This is a genomic window from Stenotrophomonas sp. 3diitr2024, assembly GCF_042136455.1.
Taxonomy (GTDB): Bacteria; Pseudomonadota; Gammaproteobacteria; order Xanthomonadales; family Xanthomonadaceae; genus Stenotrophomonas; species Stenotrophomonas sepilia.
On sequence record NZ_JBHHMJ010000444.1, the window covers coordinates 1 to 3,191 of the forward strand.

Annotated in this window: 5 protein-coding genes; 4 read left to right on the forward strand and 1 reads right to left on the reverse strand. The window is 67.1% G+C overall.

Annotated features, from left to right (window positions below; genetic code table 11):
* Nucleotides 1-497: OsmC family peroxiredoxin (locus ABGA94_RS11000; protein WP_375367274.1), on the reverse strand; the 497-nt coding region annotated here is incomplete at its 3' end.
* A 372-nt stretch (nucleotides 498-869) separates the two neighbouring features.
* Between ABGA94_RS11000 and ABGA94_RS11005 the strand changes: the two genes are divergently transcribed.
* The 4 genes from ABGA94_RS11005 to ABGA94_RS11020 all read left to right on the forward strand — a co-directional run bounded on the left by ABGA94_RS11005 (nucleotide 870) and on the right by ABGA94_RS11020 (nucleotide 3,144).
* On the forward strand, nucleotides 870-1,268 hold the full coding sequence (locus ABGA94_RS11005) for an HU family DNA-binding protein (RefSeq protein WP_005415606.1): 399 nt from the start codon (nucleotides 870-872) through the stop codon (nucleotides 1,266-1,268).
* Between the two features lie 293 nt (nucleotides 1,269-1,561).
* On the forward strand, nucleotides 1,562-1,870 hold the full coding sequence (locus ABGA94_RS11010; protein WP_005415605.1) for a DUF3861 family protein: 309 nt from the start codon (nucleotides 1,562-1,564) through the stop codon (nucleotides 1,868-1,870).
* 56 nt (nucleotides 1,871-1,926) lie between these two features.
* Entirely contained in the window at nucleotides 1,927-2,466 is a 540-nt protein-coding gene (locus ABGA94_RS11015; protein WP_329845389.1) for a hypothetical protein, read from the forward strand.
* 81 nt (nucleotides 2,467-2,547) lie between these two features.
* Nucleotides 2,548-3,144: a DUF1439 domain-containing protein gene (locus ABGA94_RS11020; RefSeq protein WP_005415603.1), complete on the forward strand. Its 597-nt coding sequence runs from the start codon at nucleotides 2,548-2,550 to the stop codon at nucleotides 3,142-3,144.
* The last annotated feature ends 47 nt before the right edge of the window (nucleotides 3,145-3,191 follow it).

Here is a 3,191-nt window from a genome sequence, read left to right on the forward strand (position 1 = left end):
GCCATCAAGGGCGCGTGCAGTTGCTTGCCCCTGGCAAACCGGTCGTCTTCGTAGTCCTGGCGATCGTAGTAGTCGTGCGCCTCCTTGCTGATCGGCACCGCGCTCAGCGCCTTGGATACCGGGCAGTTCTGCTTGGCGTCATCGGCAATGGCACGGAACTGCGTCGCATCGATGCCGGGCACCACCGCCCTGACCTTCAGGCGGATCTGCGACAGCTGCGGACCGCCTTCCAGCGACAGGTCGACCTTGGCTTCGGTGTCCAGCGAGGTCGGGGTGAAGCCTGCTTCGCCGAGCTTGGCCGACAGCGCCATGGTGAAACAACCCGCGTGCGCGGCGGCGATCAGCTCTTCCGGATTGGTGCCCTTTTCGTCGCCGAAACGGCTGTTGAAACCGTAGCGGGTCTTCTCCAGCAGCCCACTCTGCGGCGTGCTCAACTGGCCCTTGCCCGTCTTCAGATCGCCTTCCCAGTGCGCGGTGGCGTGTCGCGAGATTCCCATTGTGCTGCTCCTGCGTGGCGGTGATGAACGGCTACCCTCGCACGCCACGCGTTAGCCCTGCGTCGCTCCGCCGCACGCCGGACGTCGTCCCCGAGCCCGGCGCGTGGACACTTCCTCGCCAGCCCGGAACGCATTTTCCTCTTGTTTTCAGTGGTTTCGCGCACCCCACCGATCGGCGGGCGCCGGCGATCGAACACGCTGGCGTGCCCCCATCCCCCACCGCCGACCATGTACTGAATCGGCCTGGATATGAAAAAACATGCACTTTCCGCGCTTCGGGCTATTGGCGGCGCCCAAGAGTTGCCCTACATTGCGCTTGCCGACGGGGTTCGGCGCCGACCAAACAACCAACCGTTCACGGAACAGGAAACCATGGCAAAGACCGCTAAGAAGGCTGCCCCGAAGAAGGCAGCGAAGAAAGTTGCGACGAAGGCAGCCGCCAAGCCGGCCGCTCCGAAGCCGATCAAGGAAGTGCTGACCAAGTCCGGCCTGGTTGCACACATCGCTGAAGCCTCCGGCGTCATCGCCAAGGACGTCCGCGCTGTGCTGGCCTCGCTGGAAAGCGCCGTCGCCTCCTCGGTGCACAAGAAGGGCGCTGGCTCCTTCACCCTGCCGGGCCTGCTGAAGATCACCACCGTCAATGTGCCGGCCAAGCCGAAGCGCAAGGGCATCAACCCGTTCACCAAGGAAGAGCAGTGGTTCGCCGCCAAGCCGGCCACCACCAAGCTGAAGGTGCGTCCGCTGAAGAAGCTGAAGGACGCCGCGCTGTAAGCGCGCGCCCCAACGTGGATTCCGACGGGACGGCTCTGGTCGTCCCGTTTTTTTTGCGTGCCCGGCGGTAGATCCACGCCATGCGTGGATGCGTCGCGCTGCGGCAATCCGCAACACAGCGTTGCCGCCTCCCCGGCAATGCCCGTACAGGCCCGTCGCCACTGGCCGAGCGCGGCTTGGGAAGGTGCTGGAACGTACCGGGTGGAACACTGCGTGCAGCGCCGGCCGTCGCCTCAGGCCGTGGCCTTGCCTATGGTGGGCACATCCTCCACAGCTACGGCGAGCACACCCTCATGGCCAGCCCCTCCACCCGCTACCGGATCTCGGTGACCCCCATCGAAAAGGACGGGCTGCAGTGCACAGGGCGCTGCACCATCGAACTGGAGCATCGCGCCAGCCGCGACCTGATGCGCCTGCTGGAGGCGGCCCCGCGTACCGCCGGTATCAGCGGCGACGAGCGTGCGACCCTGGTGATCGCCACCCAGCTGCTGCGCGATATCGTGCAGCGCCATGCCGAGACCGGCGGCCACGCACTGGCGGCCATCGCCGGCCAGGTCCTGCCAGCGCTGGACGCTCTGGATCAGCTGCCCTCCTCCCGCTGATCCCGGCGCAATCGCTACACTGCCACCCTCCAGGTTGCCTCGGGGAGGAGGCAGACATGCGCAGGATAATGTTGCTGATCGCACCCCTGGTGCTGCTGGGCTGTTCACGCCCGGCAGCACAGACGACCGGCGACATCGCGGCAGCGTCCGCTCCCGTCGCTGCCACCGCAGCCGTGGACACCCGCACCGGCCCCGATCCCGCAGCAGTGCAGGCAAGTGAAATGCCGGTGCTGTCCGCTGTCGCCGACGATGCCGAGCCACCATCGACGATGCTCAACCGCTACGTAGCGGCGTTGCTCAACCGCGACCGCGCCGCCAGCGACGCTGCCTGGACGATCCCGCCCAGCGACCCGCGGCATGCGGACGACGCCGCGCTGCGGCAGCTGCAGGACCTGCGCACCCTGCGCCTGCACAGCGATCCCCCGCTCGCCCGCGACGATCGGCAGCCACCGCAGCTGCTTGAAGTGCCGGTGCAGATCCGCGCGGTCACCGGCAACGGTACGTTCCGCTTCGGTGGCTGGTACCGCGTGCAACCCAGCAGCGATGGCAGCGCCTGGCAGATCCAGTCGGCGCAACTGCGTCCGATGCTGGACTGAACCGTTACAGCCGCATGCACGCGCGATTCAGCCTGCACGGCTACTCTTTGATCCATCCATTCCCTGCCATCGGTCACCGCCATGCGCCTGCGTTCCCTGATGACCCGCCTCGCTGCCTCCACCGTACTGATCGCCGCTGCGATCGGCGCGCAGGCTGCTCCCTCCATTTCCGGCCGCGAACTGTCGGTGGGTGCCAGCGACGTGCAGCAGTACCTCGATGGCAGCTTCCCGCGCACCCAGGACGCCCTTGGCGGCCTGATCTCCCTGACCATGAGCCATCCTCAGCTGAGCCTTCCGGCCGGCGAGCGCTTGAACCTTGGCATGGACGTGGCACTGGCCACCGCCGGCGGCAACCCGGCCAAACTGGGTACGGTGAAGCTCAGCAGCGGCCTGCGCTACGACGCGCAGACCCAGGGCTTCCACCTGCAGCAGCCCAGCGTGGATGACTTCACCCCGGCCAACCAGGGCGGCCGCCTCGACTCACGCACCCGCGGTCTGCTCAATGCCTGGCTGAGCGACTACGCCCAGCGCGAACCGATCTACAAGCTGGACCCGGCCGTGGCCGGGGTGCTCGGCGCGCTGCAGGTGCAGGCGGCACAGGTCAAGAACGGCAAGCTGGTGGTCACCTTCAACCAGAACCTGGGCAACCTGGTGCCGGCAGGCCTGCTGGGCAAATAAGGTAGTGCCGGCCGGCGGCCGGCACTACCGGCAAGGCATCACGCGGC